The sequence below is a fragment of the Rothia sp. HMSC075F09 genome (assembly GCF_001810515.1).
GTDB lineage: Bacteria > Actinomycetota > Actinomycetes > Actinomycetales > Micrococcaceae > Rothia.
Genome location: NZ_KV801780.1, coordinates 84,840 through 104,271, shown reverse-complemented (window position 1 = coordinate 104,271; position 19,432 = coordinate 84,840). Strand labels below are relative to the sequence as shown.

The following is a 19,432-nucleotide window of genomic DNA, read 5'->3' as shown; positions in this document are numbered from 1 at the left end:
GGGTGCGGTACTCAACCCGCACCCGCCGCTTTCCTGTCAGCACAGCACTGCACGCGCCCGCGCTAAGCAGCACACCTATTTCACACGCCACCCGCACACTACCCACGCTTTCAAACCGCACCTCAAGGAGAACCATGAGCGCCCCCATCTTCTACATCAGCACGGAAGAATATGACGCACTCACCCCCGGCGCCACCTGCGCGCTCAGCGGCTCCGAAGGCAAGCACGCCCTCGTCAAGCGCCTTGAGCTCGGCGAACGCATCGACCTGGGTGACGGCACCGGCCGCCGCGCACTCGGTACGGTCGCCTCCATCAACGCGGACGGCGTGAGCGTGCAGGTGCAGGAGCTGCGCGAGGAACGCAGCGTGCCCTCCATCTACCTGGTGCAGGCGCTCGCGAAGGACGGCCGCGACCTGCTCGCCATCGAAACCGCGACCGAGCTGGGCGTGTACGGTGTGCTTCCGTGGAGTGCGGACCGCTCCATCGTGCGTTGGAAGGGGGAGCGCGCCTCCAAGGCACACACCAAGTGGCAGAACACCGTCACCGCCGCGGCAAAGCAGTCGCGCCGCGCGCTCATTCCCGAAGTGTACGACCTGTACAGCACCGCCGACCTGGTGGAACTCATTGAAGAAGTTGCCGGCTCTGAGCAGTCCGCCGCCGTGTTCATCCTGCATGAGCAGGCGACCGAACGCCTCAGCGCCCTGGCACGCAAGCTTGTAGAGGCAGGGAACCTGCCCGAGGAAATCTACCTGCTCGTCGGCCCCGAAGGCGGCATCAGCGACCGCGAAGTGCAGCTCTTCACCGACGCTGGCGCGCAGCTGGCACTACTCGGTGACGAGGTACTGCGTTCCTCCACCGCCGGTTCTGCCGCCATGTGCACCCTGAACGTGGTGCTGGGCCGCTGGTAGAGCGCCGCTGACAGGAATCCACCGGGGCGTGGTGCATCACGCGCATCTATACTTGTAAATACATCACTAGCCAAGGAGCCCATATGACTACCTCCCGACCTCTCTCGACCGCGCGCACCGTATCCTTCAAGAGCGCCGCAGAAATGATCGCCGTGCTCGGCCCGCAGGACGCGCACCTGGCGATTATCGAGGACTACTTCGAGCAGATTAGCCTGCGCCCCAAAGACCTGGACGTGCTCATCACCGGCCCCTCCGAGGCCGTCAACACCGCTGCAAAGCTGCTGAACGAACTGCGCGTGCTCTCCAGCCACGACACGCAGATTACCGTGCAGGTCATTCACCGCCTCATGGGCATGCTCGGCGACGAACTGAGCAACCCGGCGCACTCGCTGTCCACCAGCATCCTCTCCACCCGCGGCACCACGATTCGCCCCAAGACCATTAACCAGAAGAAGTACGTGGACGCTATCGACGCGAACACCGTCATCTTCGGTATCGGCCCGGCGGGTACCGGTAAGACCTACCTCGCCATGGCGAAGGCTGTGCAGGCGCTGCAGAGCCACGAAGTGAACCGCATTATCCTCACCCGCCCCGCCGTGGAGGCTGGCGAGCGTCTGGGCTTCCTGCCCGGCACCCTCAACGAGAAGATCGACCCGTACCTGCGCCCGCTCTACGACGCACTGCACGACATGCTTGAACCCGAAACCATCCCCAAGCTCATGGAGGCGGGCACCATCGAGGTCGCACCGCTGGCGTACATGCGTGGCCGTACCCTCAACGACGCATTCATCATCCTTGACGAGGCGCAGAACACCACCGCCGAGCAGATGAAGATGTTCCTGACCCGCCTGGGCTTCGGATCGAAGATGGTCATTACCGGTGACATCACCCAGATTGACCTGCCCGGTGGCGCCGCCTCCGGCCTGAAGCAGGTTCGCAACATTCTGCAGGGTGTGGAGGATATTCACTTCAGCATCCTGGAATCCTCCGACGTGGTTCGCCACACCCTGGTGTCGAACATTGTGTCCGCATACGACCAGTGGGGCGAAGACCAGAAGGCAATGGAACGCAAGCGCAACCGCAAGGTCAAGCGCGCCACCATCGAGGCCGCAGCCGAGAAGCTGCTGGACCGCGCCGGCATCAACGGCGGCTCCGAAAAGAACGCCGAGAACAACTCCGACAACGCACACCCGGAAGGACGCTAAACGGTGGCAGAGATCGAATTCGACTGTGAAGAACCCGCAACCGGTGCCGACCCGGCAACCGACGCCTTCATCCGCGAATCTTTCGAAGCGGTAGACACCGAGGTGCTCACCCGCCTCGTCGAGCACGCCTTCAAACGCATGCACCTTGCCGATGACACCTACCTGTCCATCGCCATCGTGAATGAAGACGAAATGGAACGCGTGCACGTCGAGTGGATGGACTTGCCCGGCGCAACCGACGTGATGAGCTTCCCTATGGACGAACTGGAACCGGGAACCCCCGAAAACCCCTCCAGCGGCATGCTCGGTGACATCATCCTCTGCCCGCCCGTCGCCGCACGTCAGGGCGCAGACGCGGGTCACAGCACCCTCGATGAGCTGTGCCTGCTCACCACCCACGGCATTCTGCACTGCCTCGGCTACGACCACGGCACCGCCGAAGAGGAAGCTGAAATGTTCGGCATTCAGCGCTCCATCCTCGAAGAGTTCCTGGGCCGCCCGGCACCGGTCGAAACCCGACACTAGGGGAGCGGCGTGGACATTCTACTCACAGCCCTCCTCGCCGTTCTCGCGCTCTGCTTGACCGTGGTCGCGGCAATCGCCGAAACCGCGTTCACCTACCTGCCGCACAACGAGGCTGAGGAGGCAGTGGAGGCACACCCGGACACCCTCGGCGCCCGCGTCCTGCAGCGCACCCTCGACGGTGACTCCGAGGCGTACACGCACCCGCTGCGCCTGACCCGCCTCATTGCGGCAGCCGCCGCGGTGCTCGCCACCATGACCTGCCTGCTGAACCTGGTCGAGGTGCACGCGCTCGCCGTCGTACTGACCCTCGTGATCGTTGCGCTGGTGGGCTACCCGATTCTGCATGTGCTAGCGCGTGCTCTGGGACGTAACCGTCCGGTCGCCTCGATTCGTGTGCTGGCTCGCCCGGTGCACTACCTGTCGGTTCTGCTGAGCCCGGCGACCGGTCTGCTCGATAAGCTCAGTGTGCGCCTGGCGCCGGAACGTTCGGCTGAGGCCCCGGTGGGTGTGTTCGATGAGGAGGAGCTGCGCGAGTTCCTGGACCGCGCCTCCGACGCTGAAACCATCGAGGATGACGAGGCGCAGATGGTGCAGTCCGTCTTTGAGATGGATGATACCCGCATCCGTTCGCTCATGGTTCCGCGTACCGACATGCTCACCGCTAGCCGTGACACCCCTCTGCGTGAGGCGCTGAGCCTGTTCCTGCGTTCGGGTTATTCGCGTATGCCGGTGATTGGTGATTCGAGCGATGAGATTCTGGGCGTGCTCTACCTGAAGGACGCGATGCGCGCCTTCATCCTGCACGGTGAGGCGCCGGAAGGTACCGCCCTGCCGACCGTGGTTGAGCTGATGCGCCCGGCGCGTTTTGAGCCCGAGTCGAAGCGCGCCATGGATCTGCTGCGTGAGATGCAGCGTGAGTCCACGCACGTGGCGATCATTGTTGATGAGTACGGCGGCACCGCCGGTCTGATCACGCTTGAGGACCTGATTGAGGAGCTGGTCGGCGATATCTCTGACGAGTACGATCACGAACGCCCCGAGTACACGCTGAACGATGACGGCACGTTCCGTCTGTCTGCCCGCCTGGGTATTGATGAGCTGGGCGAGATTTTCGGTCGTGAACTCGAGGATGAAGATGTTGATACGGTGGGCGGTCTGCTCGCTAAGCATCTGGGTATGGTGCCGATTGTCGGTTCTGAGATTGAGATTGACGGTATTCATATTCGTGCGATTGGTTCGTCGGGCCGCCGCCACCAGGTGGACATGCTGCAGGCGTGGTACGAGCCGCCTCGTGATGAGCAGCAGGGTGCTGAAGGTTCCTCGGAGCCTAATTCCTCGGAGGTTGCTGACATCCTCAGCGTGGATACGGAGCCGCCCGCTGTGGCTGAGCCGCATGCGCATCCGGATCTTCCGGGAGATATTGCAGAGGCTGAACCGGCAACCGATCAGCGCGGCAACCGCTAGATATCGAACATAGACGCCGCATTTTCCCTAACACACTTTGAGTCGGCCGCCCCGCCCCGGAAGGCGCAGGCAGATGAGGCTGGCACCCCATACACCCCGCACGGGGTTTGACAAGGAGAAACACAATGGACCAGGAGTACACCCCGCTCGATTTGAGCACTCTGGACTTGAGCACCCCGCTGCCGACCTACCCGGCGGATTTCCGTTCGGGTTTCGCGTCGCTGGTGGGCCGCCCGAATGCGGGTAAGTCTACCCTGACGAACGCTATGGTCGGTCAGAAGGTGGCTATCACCTCGAACCGTCCGCAGACGACCCGCCACACGATCCGCGGTATTGTGCACAAGGACGAGTACCAGCTGATTCTGGTGGACACCCCGGGTATTCACCGCCCCCGCACTCTGCTGGGTGAGCGTCTGAACGACCTGGTGGCAAGCACCCTTTCGCAGGTGGATGTGCTGGGCTTCTGCATTCCGGCGAATGAGAAGATCGGTCCGGGTGACCGTTACATTGCCTCGCAGCTGGTGGCGTCGAGCAATAAGCCGGTGGTTGCTATTGTGACGAAGGCTGACACTGTGAGCTCTGAGGAGCTGCGTGAGCAGCTGCTGGCTGTTGAGGCGCTCGGCGAGGAGGTCATGAGCGCTGAGCGTGCGGCTCGTGCTAAGCGTGCCGCGCATCGTGCGAAGCAGAAGGGTAAGGGCCCCAAGGGTAAGGGCGGCAAGAATGATGCTGTGCCTTTCGCGAAGGGTTCGGGTCCTGCGGCTAAGCGCCGCTCCGGTGAGGTTGCTGAGCCGATGCCGGTTGACGGTAAGGGCGGCTGGGCTGCGATTATCCCGGTGTCTGCTGTGAAGCATTTCCAGGTGGATGCGGTTGCTGACCTGTTGGCGCAGTACACTCCGCTGTCGCCGCCGCTGTACCCGGAGGGTGAGCTGACCGATGAGCCGGAGGCAACCCTCATCGCGGAGCTGGTGCGTGAGGCTGCCCTGGAGGGTGCGCGTGAGGAGCTGCCCCACTCGATTGCTGTGACGGTTGAGGAGATGGAGTTCCGTGAGGGCCGACCTGCGGATAACCCGCTGCTGGATGTGCACGTGAACCTGTTTGTGGAGCGTGAGTCGCAGAAGTACATCATTATCGGTAAGGGCGGCTCGAATCTGCGCAAGATTGGTACGAAGGCTCGTGAGCAGATTGAGGCGATGCTCGGTACCCGCGTTTATTTGAATATTCATGTGAAGGTTGCGAAGGAATGGCAGTCTGACGCGCGTGCGTTGAACCGCTTGGGATTCTAGTAGCTTTCCTACTCATTCGGCGCTCATAGGGAAGAGTGTTACTCTGAGAAAGCACTTGCTCACCGGCAGAAAGAGAAAAGGTATGCCCCAGGCACCTCGTTTACGAAGCACCGGTCGTCATATGCGCACGACGGTGATGACTTCAAACCGCAATAAGTGGATTGCTCTGCTTACTGCTTGCATGCTCGTCATTGTTGTTGGCTTTGGTGGCGTGTTGGCTCTGCGTATGCGCAATAATCTGCATACTCAGGAGCTGAACATCAGCAATTACAAGGACGGCCTGGAGAACGGCGCCTTGGACATTCTCGTGATTGGCTCCGATACCCGTAAGGGCAATAACGGTGCGTACGGTGATGAGGATGACCGCAATTCTGAGGCTCGCGCGGACGTGATGATGCTGCTGCAGATCAGCAAGGACCGTAAGAACGTGAGCGTGCTGTCGTTCCCGCGTGACCTGATGGTTGATGTGCCGCAGTGTACTGATCCTGAGAGTGGCACCGTGTACCCGGCTGAGGAGAACGTTCAGATTAACGAGTCTCTGTCTCGCGGTGGTGCCGGTTGTACTGTGGCGACCATTAGCAAGCTGACCGGTGTGAATATTGACCACTTCATGTTGGTGGACTTTAACGCTGTGAAGGAGCTGTCAAAGGTTGTTGGCGGCGTTCAGGTGTGTGTGGACGCTCCGATTGATGACGAGTACAGTGGCCTGAAGCTTCCTGCCGGTACTTCTTCGGTTGAGGGTGAGCAGGCTCTTGCGTTCTTGCGTAGCCGCCACGGCTTCTCGGATGGTTCCGATATTGGTCGTATTCAGGCTCAGCAGGGCTTCTTGTCTTCGCTGCTGCGTAAGGTGAAGAGCGAGGGTACTCTGTCGAATCCGGGCCGTCTGATTAACATTGCTGAGGCGATTACTCAGAACGTGACGGTGGATAAGAACCTGGGTAATATCAGCACTCTGGTGGGTGTTGGTGCGACTCTTGGTGGTGTGGACCTGTCGAATGTTGTGTTTGCGACGGTGCCGACTGAGCCGTGGAGCCAGGATGCGAACCGCCTGCAGGTTTCTGCGGATGCTGCGAACGTGTTCCAGCGTCTGCGTGATGATAAGTCGCTGAAGGAGGAGAAGGCTCCGGAGGCGCCGGCTACTGCTGCCGCTCCGGTTCAGCTCGATCGTACGGTTCCGGTGAACGTGTACAACGCGACCGGTCTGGATGGCCGCTCGGCTACGATCGCTTCGGTGATTGAGGGCCTGGGCTACACGAATGTTACTCCGGGTACCTCCGCTAGCCCGACGAACTTCACCACGGTGTTCTACTCGACCGGTTACGAGGCGGAAGCGAAGGAAATCGCCGCGAAGCTGAACGTAACCCGCGTGGTGGCTACTGAAGAGGTTCTGGGCGTGTCGGTGACGATTGGTACTGACTTCCCGTCCGGTGAGGCGATGGAGAAGCAGGAGGCTGCGATTGCGGGTAACGCGACCGGTCAGACTGCTGATCAGCACAAGTGCCAGACTGCTTTCGCCTACTAGGTTGTAGCTAGTAGAACATAGCGCAGATACGTGAATAGCGAACAGAAGGGGCGTAGCGCCAGAAATGGTGGCTGCGCCCCTTTGTCGTTGATTCTTTCCAGATGATGGACGGCTTCCCGGGTGCCCTGCCACCGCCTCCGACCCCTGTGATAGCGTGGAGGCATGACTATTGACGGTGAGAGCAAGCGCGGGGTTACCCGCCAGGCAGTGAACCTGCTGCTTATTCGCCGGAACGGGGCACGCTAGAATCTGCCGCAACCGTTCCGGCTTTTTGACGCGGCATCTCACCTTCGCATCCTTTCTGATGCACCGCCTTGACCACGGCTGCCGGGGACCGATACCCGGCACGGTACGAGCCCCACATTTGGGGTAGAGCGAGACGGACCAACCAACAGGAAATTCATCATGAAAAACCACCAGAAGCCCAGCCCCATGCCGGTACACAAGTACCGCCCTTTCCGCGAGCAGATTGTTGTTGACCTGCCGGACCGCACTTGGCCGGATAAGGTCATTGAGAAGGCTCCGCGCTGGTGCGCAGTGGATCTGCGTGACGGCAACCAGGCGCTGATTGACCCCATGGACACCGACCGTAAGCTTGCGATGTTCAAGCTGCTGGTGAAGATGGGTTACAAGGAAATTGAGGTTGGTTTCCCCTCGGCGTCGCAGACTGACTTTGATTTTGTGCGTACCCTCGTTGAGGACGGCCACATCCCCGCAGATGTAACCATTCAGGTTCTGGTGCAGGCGCGTGAGCACCTGATTGCCCGCACTTTTGAGGCGATTGAGGGCGCACCGCGGGCGATTGTGCACTTCTACAACTCGACCTCCGTTCTGCAGCGTCGCGTGGTGTTCAACCAGGATCAGGAGGGCGTGCTGGATATCGCCCTGCAGGGTGCGCGCCTGTGCCGCAAGTACGAAGAGCAGATGATCTCTGACACTAAGGTCATCTACGAGTACTCGCCCGAGTCTTTCACCGGCACTGAGCTGGAGTACGCGGCTCGCGTGGTGAACGCTGTAGCTGAGGAGCTGGAGGTCGGTCAGAACGGCCGCGAGCTGATTGTGAACCTGCCCGCTACCGTTGAGATGGCTACCCCGAACGTGTACGCCGACTCTGTCGAGTGGATGCACCGCAACTTGAACCACCGCGAGCACATTGTGCTGTCGCTGCACCCGCACAATGACCGCGGTACCGGCGTGGCTGCTGCTGAGCTGGGTTACCTGGCGGGCGCTGACCGTATTGAGGGTTGCCTCTTCGGTAATGGCGAGCGCACCGGTAACGTTGACCTGGTCACTTTGGGCCTGAACATGTACACCCAGGGTATTGATCCGCAGATTGATTTCTCTGATATTGACGGTATCCGTAAGACTGTTGAGTACTGCAACCAGTTGAAGGTGCACGAGCGTTCGCCGTATGGTGGCGACCTGGTGTTCACTGCGTTCTCTGGTTCTCACCAGGACGCTATTAAGAAGGGCTTTGAGGCTCTGGAGCGTACCGCTGCTGAGGCGGGTAAGACCGTGGATGAGGTTTACTGGGAGGTTCCGTACCTGCCGATTGATCCTCGCGACCTGGGTCGTACCTACGAGGCGATTATTCGTGTGAACTCGCAGTCCGGTAAGGGCGGTATGGCGTACCTGCTGAAGCAGGATCACGGTCTGGATCTGCCGCGTCGTGCTCAGGTTGAGTTCTCGAAGATTGTTCAGGCTCGTACTGACGCTGAGGGTGGCGAGATGACCAGCGAGAAGCTGTGGAACATCTTCGCGGATGAGTACCTGCCTGCTGCTGATCCGCAGAACCGTTGGGGTAAGTACCGTATTGAGTCGATTAACATTGATTCGGCTGATACTGGTGCGACTACTCTGCGTGTTGGTCTGAACATTGATGGTCACACGTACACTCGTTCGGCTTCGGGTACCGGTCCGGTGGATGCTCTGCAGAACATCCTGTCGGGCGAGGGCGTGGATATTCGCGTGATGGATTATTCGGAGCACACCATGTCGTCTTCGTCGACTGCTAACGCTGCCTGCTACGTTGAGGCTGCTGTTGGTTCTCGCGTACTGTGGGGCATTGGTGTGGACAGCTCGACGACTCGTGCGGCGTTGAAGGCGATGATTTCGGCTGTGAACCGTGCGCTGCGTGATGAGCGTCAGGCGTAGGCGATAGCCGTACATGCTTTGTGCAAGGTTTGCGGGTGACCGCTGGCTGATGACCGTTAGCCGTGCATGATGTGGGGGCGGGATGCATACTGGGAGTATGTATCCCGCCCTCACGCGTTTAATGTGCGCAGTTGTTGTGTGTATCGGCGTGCTGTGGGGCGAATAATCTGCAGGGAGGAACTCTCATGAAAAGCTACGAATGCTGCAAGTGATGACCCGTTTGAGGTGCAGTATGCGCAGGCGCGGGTGCATCCGTACCAGTTGTTGTTGCGCGATATTTTGGATGCTGAGTTTGCGGTGCTGTACCTGAGTGAGGAGGAGTTCTCGTCCCGTACGGAGCCGCCGCAGGATGTGCGCCGGTCCGGTGAGCATCGTGGTGAGGAGGAGAGCTTCAGCGCCTGGGCTTTGGCGGATCGTCAGCAGCCGCTGGATCGTAAGCCTGCTCTTGTGGGGTGGATTTCGACGGATGACCCGAATGCCGGTAAGGTCCCCAGTGATGTGTTTGAGAATGTGGACCCGCAGACTGGTTATCTGAGTCCTTTCGATTGGGATGCTGAGGATTCGGCGTGGTTTGAGTGGGCGAAGCCGCTGATTGCGGTGGGTACTCACCTGGGTGGCACTCATTTTTATGCGCAGGCTCTTCCGGAGGGTCTGACGGCTCGTTATATTGAGTTCGATGAGTTTGATGTGCTGAATTTTGGGTGCGGTAGCGCTGTTTTTGATTTTGAGACTGGTGTTTTTGACTGGTCGTGCGGCTAGTACGCTTGCGCCGGAGAACGCGCCGCTGACGCACCTTCGACGCGCCGGAGAGCGCGCATTTGAAGTGTTTGCGCGGCCTCCTTGAACCGTGGGTGAACCGTGGATAAGCCCCGGATGCACCGTGGTGTACCTCCTGAAACGGCACCCTGAGCGTTTCACAGTGTGGACGGGGTGGTTTGCGGAAGTTCCACATCACCTTCGGCGAACCGCCCCGGGCGGGTGCGCCTCCTGTATCCTTGAATGCGTGGAATGGATTCAAGCAATTATTTTGGGCTTTGTTCAGGGCCTGACCGAATTTCTGCCGATTTCGTCATCGGCGCATCTGAACATTGTTGGCCAGATTCTGCCGGAGAAGGCTGACCCGGGCGCCGCGTTTACCGCAATCACCCAGCTGGGTACTGAGACCGCGGTCTTGATTTTTTTCTGGCGCGATATTGTGCGCATTGTGAAGGCGTGGTTTGGCGCTCTTACCGGTCGTGTACCGCGCAATGACCCGGATGCCCGCATGGGTTGGCTGATTATTATTGGCTCCCTGCCCATCGGCGTTCTGGGCCTGCTGCTGGAAGACTACATTGACACGCAGTTCCGTAGCCTGTGGATTGTGGCGACCATGCTGATTGTGTTTGCTGTGTTCCTGGGCCTTGCGGACCGTTTTGGTCGTGAGCAGCGTGAGCTGAAGGACCTGACTTTCCGTCACGGCCTGCTGTACGGTTGCGCACAGGCGCTGGCACTGATCCCGGGTGTTTCCCGTTCGGGCGGTACGATTACTGCGGGTCTGTTCATGGGGTACACCCGTGAGGCTGCGGCACGTTACTCGTTCCTGCTGGCCATGCCTGCCGTGTTCATGTCTGGCCTGTACAAGACCTTCAAGGTGGTCACCGGCGAGGAGGCGACCGGCTACTACGGTATTCCCTCGACTATCGTGGCTACTCTGGTTGCGTTTGTGGTGGGTTACCTGATGATTGGCTGGTTCTTGAAGTACGTGTCTTCGAAGTCCTACGGCATTTTCATCTGGTACCGCATTGCGCTCGGTATCCTGATTTTCGTTGGTCTGGGCACTGGCGTTCTGAACGCTACTTCTTCGGCGTTCTAAGGCTTTAGCCCTCAGCGTGATATGACATACCCGTCCGTGAGTTTCTCACGGGCGGGTATTCTTATTGGAGTAGATTTTTTGGCACCCGCATGCCTTGAGGTTGGGCGGCGGGTGTGGCGCGTCCACCGGTTGTGGGCGTTTTTACGGAAAGGAAACCCATGCGAGCTTGGGATGCCCCGGCCTCTGTGACTCTGCCCGGTCAGGCTGCGCTGCCGCGTATTTTTGATACTGCGGCTGGTGAGATTGTTCAGGTTCAGGAGGATAAGGCGGCGAGCCTGTACGTTTGCGGTATCACCCCGTACGACGCGACGCATATGGGTCACGCCTCCACCTATGTTGCTTTTGACTTGCTGCACCGCGCCTGGCTGGATGCGGGCGTGCCGGTGACGTACGTGCAGAACGTGACCGATGTGGACGACCCGCTACTGGAGCGTGCGACCGCGACGAACGTTGATTGGCGTGAGCTGGCTGAGGATCAGACGGAGCTGTTCCGCACCGATATGAAGGCGCTGAACGTGATTCCGCCGGCGCACTATGTGGGTGTGGTGGAGTCCATTGAGTGGCTGTTCCCGCTGATTGAGGATTTGCTGCGCCGCGGCCTGGCGTACCGCGTGCCCGGCTACACCGACGAGCAGGGTGTGGTGCATCCTGACGGTGACGTGTACCTGGATCTGAAGGCTGTGCGTGAGCTGCCCGCGAACGCTGAGGGCTACTCGTGGGCGCCGGGCGAGGTCTGCCACTTGAGCCGTGATGAGATGCTGGAGATTTTCGCTGAGCGCGGCGGCGACCCGAACCGTGCCGGTAAGCGTGACGCACTGGATCCGCTGCTGTGGCGTGTTGAGCGTGAGGGCGAGCCGAGCTGGGATGCCGGCGAGCTGGGCGCGGGCCGCCCCGGCTGGCACATCGAGTGCACGATGATTGCCCGCCGTTTTGTGGATGGTTCGCTGACCGTTCAGGCGGGCGGTAACGACCTGACCTTCCCGCACCACGACCTGGGTGCGGGCCATTCGTGGGCTGTGTCTGCACGCCCGCACGCTAAGCACTACGCGCACACCGGCATGGTTGGTTTGGATGGCCATAAGATGAGTAAGTCCCGCGGCAACCTGGTGCTGGTTTCGCGTCTGCGTGCGGCCGGTGAGGATGCGAACGCGGTGCGTCTGGCGATTATGGGTCAGCATTACCGTTCGGATTGGTTCTGGACTGATGAGCTGCTGGAGCACGCGAAGGCTCGCCTGGACACCTACCGTCATGCGGTGTCGGTGGCTGAGGGCCGTGAGGGTTCCGAAGGTGTCACCGATGAGGCGGCTGTTGAGCTACTGGCTGCTGTTCGTGAGGCACTCGGCGAGGACCTGAACGCTCCGGCGGCGTTGGCGGCTGTGGATGCGTGGGCTGTGAAGGCTCTGGCGGACACCACCATCGGCGGTGGCGCGCTGGTGCGTGACATCCTGGCGGCACGCCTGGGCGTGGTCCTCTAAGATGGCTTCGTCGGTCGTAGAGGAGCTGTACGCTCTTCGCCCGTATGACCGTGAGACGGTTGATGCTCTTGCCGCAGAGATGTTAGCTGAGGTTCGCGCATACGAGGCGCAGAAGGAAACGTAGGGCTTCTGAGAGCAATAAGAGGTGGGTGACTCTGGAATAGTCCAGGGTCACCCACCCCTTTTTGCGTTTAACCGGCTGTAGAACCCGATAACTGATGATGCTCTTCAGCGGCTAGTCTTCGGTGTCTACAAATTCCTCGCGGAAAATCTGTTCACCGGCGAGAACCTCATCAAGGAGCTTCTCCTGAGCGGGTTCCAGGTGCACCAGGTGCGTAAGAGTGTAGAGTAGCCGCTCGTACTCTTCGCTCCAGGCAAGCGGCCATTCTCGCTGAACAATATCGTTGAGCGAGGAGCTACGGCGCACTACCGGCTTCTTGAGGCGGTATTTAGCCCACAGTCCCAGCACCTGGTTACCACCGATGGTGTAGTCGAAGACGCGCTTCTCCACGTTCTCACAGCGTGCCCGGCCGAAGGAGACGGTGCCCATGACGGGGTTGTTCTCTTCCTCAGAGAGGCTATCGACCGGGTCGAGGGAGAAGCTGGGCTTCTTCTCCGGCATCGTCTTGCCCATGTCTACCGTCGGGGTCGGCAGGACGTAGTCTGCACCTTCGGGAATCTGGTGCAGGTACTTCATACCCGGTAGCGGCTCGCCGCGCACACCGTAGGTGTGCAGCCACACGACCTGCTTACCAAGCTGAACAGCGCGTTCCCAGAGCGCAGGGTCGGCGGTGAGGGGCACACGGATACCCGCCTGTTGGAGGGGCTCGTCAAAGGTGCGCACATAGCCGGGGTGTCCGGTGAGCGCCGCCAGGTAATAGACGAGGTCGCCGGGGGCGTTATCGCCGAAACGCTCACGTAGCATCTGCGCGGCAGATCCAGTGAGGTTTGGCGTACCACCAGTATTCAGCGTCGGGTGAGCTCGTCCACCCTCACTTCCCTTAAATGAGTGTTTATCGGGAATGAGGGTGTTAAAGAACAACCCTGGACCTGCTTTGGGGTAGTGTGCGTGCTGTTCCACAATAAAAATCTGCTCAGGGACACGATATTCCCACAGCTGGGGGGAAGGCATGTGGATTAGACGAGAATCCGCCATTACATACTGACGGTCAAAGGAGCGGAACCCTACCGGTACAATAGCCGGCGCGTCCGGAATGACTTCACGAGCAATCTGATCGTTCAGGCTTTCACGGCTCCCCTGGAACGTGTCGGTGCCGGGAAGGGGCTTCTTTCCCTTTGAAATAGTTGTGTCGCGTGTTTCTTTGAAACGCTCGGCACGTACCTGCAAATCATTGCCCTCAATCAGCTCAGCCCAGCGTTCTTCCAAAATGGATGGGGAAGGATCATATACCCACGACCTAGAAGGATTAATCCCAGGAAAATGGTCTAGGTAGAAATCAGGCAATGCCGGGTAACTGTCCCAGTCGCCACCCGCTTCGGGAGCGAACTTATCACCCCAGCCGGAACGCACCGGTTCAAACTCTGCGCTATCCAGTTCGAGGGCAGCAAGAGCCTGTATTTTCTCCGCAAAGGTACCGTGCAGAGCTACATAGCGGATATCCGCAGGGGTTTCCTCATCGGTATTTTCTTCACGCAAGAACAGAGCAATAGACACCGGAGTCTCAATAGCAAAGACAGCGTTCTTCGCCGGCGGGCGCTTACCCTCAGGAGTCACATTAATAATCCATCCGCGGCTAGACGAACGACGAATATACTCGCGCATGCCCGCGAAACCAGGTCCATTCAGATAGCCAGATGCGGTAATGAAGCAGACCACACCCGCACGCTGAGCACTATCGAGCTGGCCCTCCAGAGCACGGAAAGAATCCTCAAAAACCTTCCAAAAAGCCCAGCGCCAGAAATAGACGTACAGGTTCTTCAGCACATACTCGTACTTGCCCTTACCCGATGCACGGAAGTCATCCAGAATAGGGGAAGCGACATCGGCAGAGCGGAAACCCGACTCCACCCAGCCGCCCATACCCTCCGCCTTATCCTTATACGGCGGGTTACCAATGCACACCTGAATAGGCACCTCACGCTTTACCCTAGTTGCCTTATTCGACAACTGAGAAAGCAGACGCAGAGTATTACCGTTCACCGGCTTCTGCTTAGCGTAGGGGTCGCCCAGAGTATCCGCCACATAGAGGTTCAGACCGTCCTCAGGAATGTCAGCCCCCAGCTCCTTAAGGGTCTGGTTCAGGCGAAGCTCTGCCACGGAGAAAGGACCCGACTGCAGCTCAAAGCCGTACAGGTTCTTCGCCAGACGATTCAGGGCACGAGTACGCGCAGCGGGAGAGAGGCTTTCCGCACTTGCCACTTTATGCATAACCGACAGCGGATAGGTGCCGGTACCCATCGCCGGGTCAATCACGGACACACCCTCACTCGCCAGACCGTGCTCCTTGCCCAGGTAGGTGCGCAGAGCGTCATCCACCAGGCGCACCATCTGATTCACCACTTCAACCGGGGTGTAGTAACTACCAGTCTTCTTACGCTGCGCCGGGTTATAGACCTTCAGGAAGTGCTCGTAGAGGTGCAGATACACATCCGACTTGCCGCCAGAAATATCAGCCCAGGAAGCGGCACCCATGACACGCACAATCACGGCGAGAGCGTTATACAGGGAGCTCTTCTCATCCAGGTGCTCGGTCAGCAGACCCAGCGCATTACCCAGCAGACCGTGTTGGGAACGCAAACGACTCGCCATGGTCGAGAATGTCTCAAGACTTAGGTCGTGACCCTCTGAGAGGGCAACCACCAGCGAAAACACAACCGTCTGTGCAAAGCTATCGGCAAACTCTTCATTACTGGTACTCGGGGCGAGAGTATCGCGCCAATCCTTACGCAGACCCACCAGCGGGGGAGGAATCACAAAATCCTCTTCACCCTTCTTCTTAGCTTTCGCTTGATCCGCTTTATAGGTCTTTTCCTGCGCAGCAAGGCCCAAAAGCATCTCTTCACGTAGCAAAGCAGCAAGGGGAGCGAGAGTTTCCACCAACTGTCCAGCACTCTTAATCGGAGCGGGAACCCAACGCAAAAAGTTCAGGAAAAACGTCGCGAGAGCATCCGGTGCGCTCAGCGTGCCATGGCCGCTGAAAGAACCATGCATATGCACTGCGTCGTACCCGGTGCTCGTCAGCACCGGTTCGCCATAACGGTATAGACGCCACTCGGTGCCATTGGTGTACAAAAGGTTTGGAAGGTTCCGCAGACGCTGCCACTGCCTATACTCGTGGCTCTTCTTACTAAAAGAAGCGGGGTCAATGTTCTTACCCGGAGCCTTCAGCTCCACGTAACCGGTTAAAACACCATCGACCGTGATGGCGTAATCAGGGCGCACCAGGCCCTCAGAAATTAGACCCCCCCCCCGCTGTTTTCAGCGAGGTTTCACGGACGGTCACAACCTTCATCGAATGCAAAGCGCCAAAGTCCTGCAAAAGGGTAGCAACCGGGTTCGTCAGCTGAGCCTCCGGTTCGCCTTCCCCAACGCGCAGATTCTCCCGCACCTGCCTGCCGAACTCGGCAATCAGTGAGTTGAAATCAGTCACAATACTCTTTCCTTTGCCCATAATTCGTGGGCACTAAGGTGTTTCTGCCCGCAGAGGATTTCTGCGAGCTCCCCTCAAGTCTAACCAAAAATAAGTAGCCCTCATTGCTCAACGGTCATCGCTCCATCGGTGCCCCGCATTATCACGCCCGCGGGGTAATGCGCCACAGCCGATTTGCAGACTCCGCTAAAATAGAAAAGGACTTTTTCCGTCCGCAGTTCGCCGCAAAGCGCGAACAGCACAGACTGACCCAAACCCGAGGAGAATCACCCCGTGAGCAGCGGCACCCCCACCCCCACCGGCGCAATCAACCGCCGCGGCCCCTTCCGCCCCGGCGAGCGCGTCCAAATCACTGACGAACGCGGCCGCATCACCACCATCACCCTCGCCGAAGGCGGCGAATACCACTCCCACAAGGGCTTCCTCAAGCATGACGACCTCATCGGCGCACCCGAAGGCACCGTCATCCCCAACACTCACGGCATCCTCTACCAGGCGCTGCGCCCCCTCTACAAGGACTTCGTGCTCTCCATGCCGCGCGGTGCAGCCGTCGTCTACCCCAAGGACGCCGCCCAGATCATCGTCAAGGCAGACATCTTCCCCGGCGCACGCGTCGTCGAGGCCGGCGTTGGCTCCGGTGCACTGTCCATCGCGCTGCTGCGTGCAGTCGGCGACTACGGTTGCGTGCACTCCTTCGAACGTCGTGAAGAGTTCGCAGACGTCGCCCGCGGCAACATTGAAACCATGTTCGGTGGCCCGCACCCGGCGTGGAAGCTGAGCATCGGCGACCTGCAGGACACCCTGCCGCAGGTCGAAGAGCCCGGCAGCGTCGACCGCGTCGTACTCGACATGCTCGCACCCTGGGAATGCCTGGACGCTGTTGCGGAGGCGCTCGCACCCGGCGGCGTGCTCATCTGCTACGTTGCGACCGTGACCCAGATGTCCCGCCTGGTTGAGGGCATGCGCCTGGACGGCCGCTTCACCGAACCCGAATGTGACGAAACCATTGTTCGTGGCTGGCACGTGGAGGGCCTGGCGGTCCGCCCCGACCACCGCATGGTTGCGCACACCGCGTTCCTGATTGTGGCCCGCCGCCTGGCCGACGGTGCGGTGCGCCTGGCGCCGAAGCGTCGCGCCTCCAAGACGGACTTCTCCGAGGAGGACATGAACGCGTGGATTCCCATGAACGTGGGTGAGCGCGAGGTGACCGACAAGAAGATTCGCCGCGCAGCCCGCGATGCGAAGAACCTTGCCGCTCACGCCGCACGCGCGAACGAGATTGCGCTCGAACAGAACGGTACCGCGCAAAACGCCATGGAGTCTGAGCAGAACAACGGCGCAGCAGCTGAGGCGACTGAATCCGCCGAATAATTTGAACCACTGACCTGCGGGGGCACGGGCGTTGCCTGGAGCCCCCGCAGTGCACTCACCAGGCTACTCACTGTGCCCAACCACCCGCACCGAGTAGCCGCCGATTAGGACGAACAGCTAAAGGAGCTACCGTGTCCACCCACGAATCTGCAGATCAGGCAGGAACCCCCCAGTACGGCACCGCCCACAGTGCAGCCAGCGCGGCACCGCACTACTCGGCTGCTTTCGGGTCGACCTCCCTGCCCGGCAGTCAGCCCGTCAGCGCGCAGGAGTATGATGCCGTGCTGCGTCGACTCTCCGCGGCGGAGGCAACCCGCGACAATATGAGCCGACAGATTCGTGGTGCGGGGGAGAAGAACCGCAAGCTCGTTGAGGCAATCACCAGCATGCGCTACCAGGTGGAGCGTCTGCGCGCGTCCCTGTCGCAGAACGTCATGCCGCCGCTGAATTCGGCGATTGTGCTGGCGGTGAATGAGGGTCAGACCATGACCTACGAGCAGGTCGCGGACGATAAGACTCCCGCCGAAATTGACACCTACCTGGATGTTCAGGTGAGCGGCCGCATGATGCGTATTCCCGTGTCCCCGCTCATTGACCTGTCCACGCTGACCCCCGGCATGACCGTGCTGCTCAACGACAAGACGGAGGCGGTACTCGCCCTGGACACCGAACCCTTCGGTGACGTGGTGACCGTGCGCGAGGTGCTGGATGAGCAGCGCGTGCTGGTTGATACGTCCTCGGGTGCTCAGCAGGTGGCGCGCGTGGCTGGTTTCCTCGACATTGAGCAGCTGCGCACCGGTGACGCGGTCACCCTCGACACCCGCACCCGCATGCTGACCTCGCAGGTTCCCGCCTCCCGCTCGCAGGAGCTGGTTCTGGAAGAGATCCCGGACGTCACCTACGAGCAGATTGGTGGCCTGGGTGCACAGATTGAGCAGATTCGTGACGCGGTGGAGCTGCCGTACCTGCACCCCGAGATTTTTGAGCGCTACCACCTGGCGCCGCCCAAGGGTATTCTGCTGTACGGTCCTCCCGGTAACGGTAAGACCATGATTGCTAAGGCTGTGGCGAACTCCCTGGCGGCTCGTGCGGCTGCGCTGAACCCGGGTTCGGCTACTCGCGGCTACTTCTTGAACATTAAGGGCCCCGAGTTGCTCGATAAGTTCGTTGGTGAGACGGAGCGCCAGATTCGCGATATTTTTGTTGCCGCCCGTGAGAAGGCGGAGGCGGGCCACCCGGTCGTCGTGTTCTTTGACGAGATGGAGTCGCTGTTCCGTATGCGCGGTTCGGGTCGTTCTTCCGATATTGAGACGACCATCGTGCCGCAGCTGCTTGCCGAAATTGACGGCGTGGAGTCGCTGCAGAACGTCATTGTTATTGGTGCGACCAACCGTGAAGACCTCATCGACGCCGCGGTGATGCGCCCGGGCCGACTCGACCTGAAAATTCGCATTAACCGCCCGGACGCCGCCGGTGCGGCAGAGATTTTCGGTCTGTACCTGACCGAGGACCTGCCCCTGGACGCTGCGGAGGTGGCAGCCGCCGGTTCGACCCGCGCCGCCCTGACCGCGATGATTGCGGCGGCGGCAGGTCAGCTGTACGCGCGCACCCCCTCCACGGCGTACGCTGTGGCGACCGTGGATTCTTCCATGGTTGTTGGTTCTGGTGCGAGCGCAAACCTGTCCACTCACACGCTGTACCGCGGCGATTTCGCTTCGGGTGCGGTGATTCGCAATATTGTGGACCGCGCGAAGAAGGCCGCAATTAAGGAGCAGCTGCAGGCGTTGACCGCCGGTGCGGACGCCTCGAGTGTGGGTATTGGTACCCGCCACCTGCTGGAGGCGGTACGCGCCGAGTTTGAGGATCAGGTGGACTTGCCGCCGCTGCCCGATATTGAGGACGCGCTCACCGTTGCCGGTGTACGTGGCCGTCTGGTGTCGGTGGAGCCGCCGCGCTAAACCGAGCGCCCGCGCCATGAGTCGGACGGCGCGCACCCGCTAACCTGCGCGCTCAGCCACACCTCGCGCTTACCCCGCTATACAACCGGCATTACCGCAGGTCC

The 19,432-nt window shown here is 60.1% G+C and carries 15 protein-coding genes; 13 read left to right on the top strand and 2 right to left on the bottom strand.

The window, feature by feature from the left end:
- Positions 1-134 precede the first annotated feature (134 nt).
- The 11 genes from HMPREF2749_RS02375 to HMPREF2749_RS09455 all read left to right on the top strand — a co-directional run bounded on the left by HMPREF2749_RS02375 (position 135) and on the right by HMPREF2749_RS09455 (position 12,512).
- On the top strand, positions 135-908 hold the full coding sequence (locus tag HMPREF2749_RS02375) for a 16S rRNA (uracil(1498)-N(3))-methyltransferase (RefSeq protein ID WP_070593321.1): 774 nt from the start codon (positions 135-137) through the stop codon (positions 906-908).
- Between the two features lie 83 nt (positions 909-991).
- Positions 992-2,113, top strand: coding sequence for a PhoH family protein (locus HMPREF2749_RS02370; RefSeq protein ID WP_070593319.1), 1,122 nt, complete (start codon positions 992-994; stop codon positions 2,111-2,113).
- Positions 2,114-2,116: 3 nt separating this feature from the next.
- A complete protein-coding gene (gene ybeY / locus HMPREF2749_RS02365) occupies positions 2,117-2,638 on the top strand; it encodes an rRNA maturation RNase YbeY (RefSeq protein WP_049341195.1) in 522 nt (173 codons plus the stop codon).
- A gap of 9 nt (positions 2,639-2,647) precedes the next feature.
- On the top strand, positions 2,648-4,102 hold the full coding sequence (locus HMPREF2749_RS02360) for a hemolysin family protein (protein ID WP_070593317.1): 1,455 nt from the start codon (positions 2,648-2,650) through the stop codon (positions 4,100-4,102).
- A gap of 125 nt (positions 4,103-4,227) precedes the next feature.
- The gene (locus HMPREF2749_RS02355) at positions 4,228-5,385 is read left to right on the top strand and encodes a GTPase Era (RefSeq protein WP_172855757.1); all 1,158 of its coding nucleotides are present in this window, start codon (positions 4,228-4,230) and stop codon (positions 5,383-5,385) included.
- A gap of 82 nt (positions 5,386-5,467) precedes the next feature.
- On the top strand, positions 5,468-6,907 hold the full coding sequence (locus HMPREF2749_RS02350) for an LCP family protein (RefSeq protein ID WP_070593315.1): 1,440 nt from the start codon (positions 5,468-5,470) through the stop codon (positions 6,905-6,907).
- 405 nt (positions 6,908-7,312) lie between these two features.
- Positions 7,313-9,061, top strand: a complete 1,749-nt coding sequence (leuA, locus tag HMPREF2749_RS02345) for a 2-isopropylmalate synthase (protein ID WP_070593313.1) — start codon at positions 7,313-7,315, stop codon at positions 9,059-9,061.
- A gap of 225 nt (positions 9,062-9,286) precedes the next feature.
- Positions 9,287-9,820: a hypothetical protein gene (locus tag HMPREF2749_RS02340; protein ID WP_239662224.1), complete on the top strand. Its 534-nt coding sequence runs from the start codon at positions 9,287-9,289 to the stop codon at positions 9,818-9,820.
- A gap of 244 nt (positions 9,821-10,064) precedes the next feature.
- Entirely contained in the window at positions 10,065-10,913 is an 849-nt protein-coding gene (locus HMPREF2749_RS02335; protein ID WP_044145830.1) for an undecaprenyl-diphosphate phosphatase, read from the top strand.
- A gap of 158 nt (positions 10,914-11,071) precedes the next feature.
- Entirely contained in the window at positions 11,072-12,388 is a 1,317-nt protein-coding gene (mshC, locus tag HMPREF2749_RS02330) for a cysteine--1-D-myo-inosityl 2-amino-2-deoxy-alpha-D-glucopyranoside ligase (protein WP_049341204.1), read from the top strand.
- 1 nt (position 12,389) lies between these two features.
- Positions 12,390-12,512 (top strand): hypothetical protein, encoded by a 123-nt coding sequence (locus HMPREF2749_RS09455; protein ID WP_256388345.1) that lies wholly within the window; start codon positions 12,390-12,392, stop codon positions 12,510-12,512.
- Positions 12,513-12,623: 111 nt separating this feature from the next.
- Here HMPREF2749_RS09455 and HMPREF2749_RS02325 read toward each other — a convergent pair whose 3' ends face one another.
- Both HMPREF2749_RS02325 and HMPREF2749_RS02320 read right to left on the bottom strand, forming a co-directional pair.
- Positions 12,624-15,791, bottom strand: a complete 3,168-nt coding sequence (locus tag HMPREF2749_RS02325) for a type ISP restriction/modification enzyme (RefSeq protein ID WP_070593311.1) — start codon at positions 15,789-15,791, stop codon at positions 12,624-12,626.
- Positions 15,792-15,798: 7 nt separating this feature from the next.
- A complete protein-coding gene (locus tag HMPREF2749_RS02320; protein WP_070593309.1) occupies positions 15,799-15,999 on the bottom strand; it encodes a hypothetical protein in 201 nt (66 codons plus the stop codon).
- 273 nt (positions 16,000-16,272) lie between these two features.
- Here HMPREF2749_RS02320 and HMPREF2749_RS02315 point away from each other — a divergent pair, with 273 nt between their 5' ends.
- Both HMPREF2749_RS02315 and arc read left to right on the top strand, forming a co-directional pair.
- On the top strand, positions 16,273-17,370 hold the full coding sequence (locus HMPREF2749_RS02315) for a tRNA (adenine-N1)-methyltransferase (protein WP_070593307.1): 1,098 nt from the start codon (positions 16,273-16,275) through the stop codon (positions 17,368-17,370).
- Between the two features lie 131 nt (positions 17,371-17,501).
- Entirely contained in the window at positions 17,502-19,328 is a 1,827-nt protein-coding gene (gene arc / locus HMPREF2749_RS02310) for a proteasome ATPase (protein ID WP_070593305.1), read from the top strand.
- The last annotated feature ends 104 nt before the right edge of the window (positions 19,329-19,432 follow it).

Bases quoted from the DNA above. Each gene is read 5' to 3' on its own strand.
- mshC (WP_049341204.1), top strand. From the start codon at position 11,072: ATGCGAGCTTGGGATGCCCCGGCCTCTGTGACTCTGCCCGGTCAGGCT.
- HMPREF2749_RS02350 (WP_070593315.1), top strand. From the start codon at position 5,468: ATGCCCCAGGCACCTCGTTTACGAAGCACCGGTCGTCATATGCGCACG.
- HMPREF2749_RS02355 (WP_172855757.1), top strand. From the start codon at position 4,228: ATGGACCAGGAGTACACCCCGCTCGATTTGAGCACTCTGGACTTGAGC.
- HMPREF2749_RS02375 (WP_070593321.1), top strand. From the start codon at position 135: ATGAGCGCCCCCATCTTCTACATCAGCACGGAAGAATATGACGCACTC.
- HMPREF2749_RS02370 (WP_070593319.1), top strand. From the start codon at position 992: ATGACTACCTCCCGACCTCTCTCGACCGCGCGCACCGTATCCTTCAAG.
- leuA (WP_070593313.1), top strand. From the start codon at position 7,313: ATGAAAAACCACCAGAAGCCCAGCCCCATGCCGGTACACAAGTACCGC.
- HMPREF2749_RS09455 (WP_256388345.1), top strand. From the start codon at position 12,390: ATGGCTTCGTCGGTCGTAGAGGAGCTGTACGCTCTTCGCCCGTATGAC.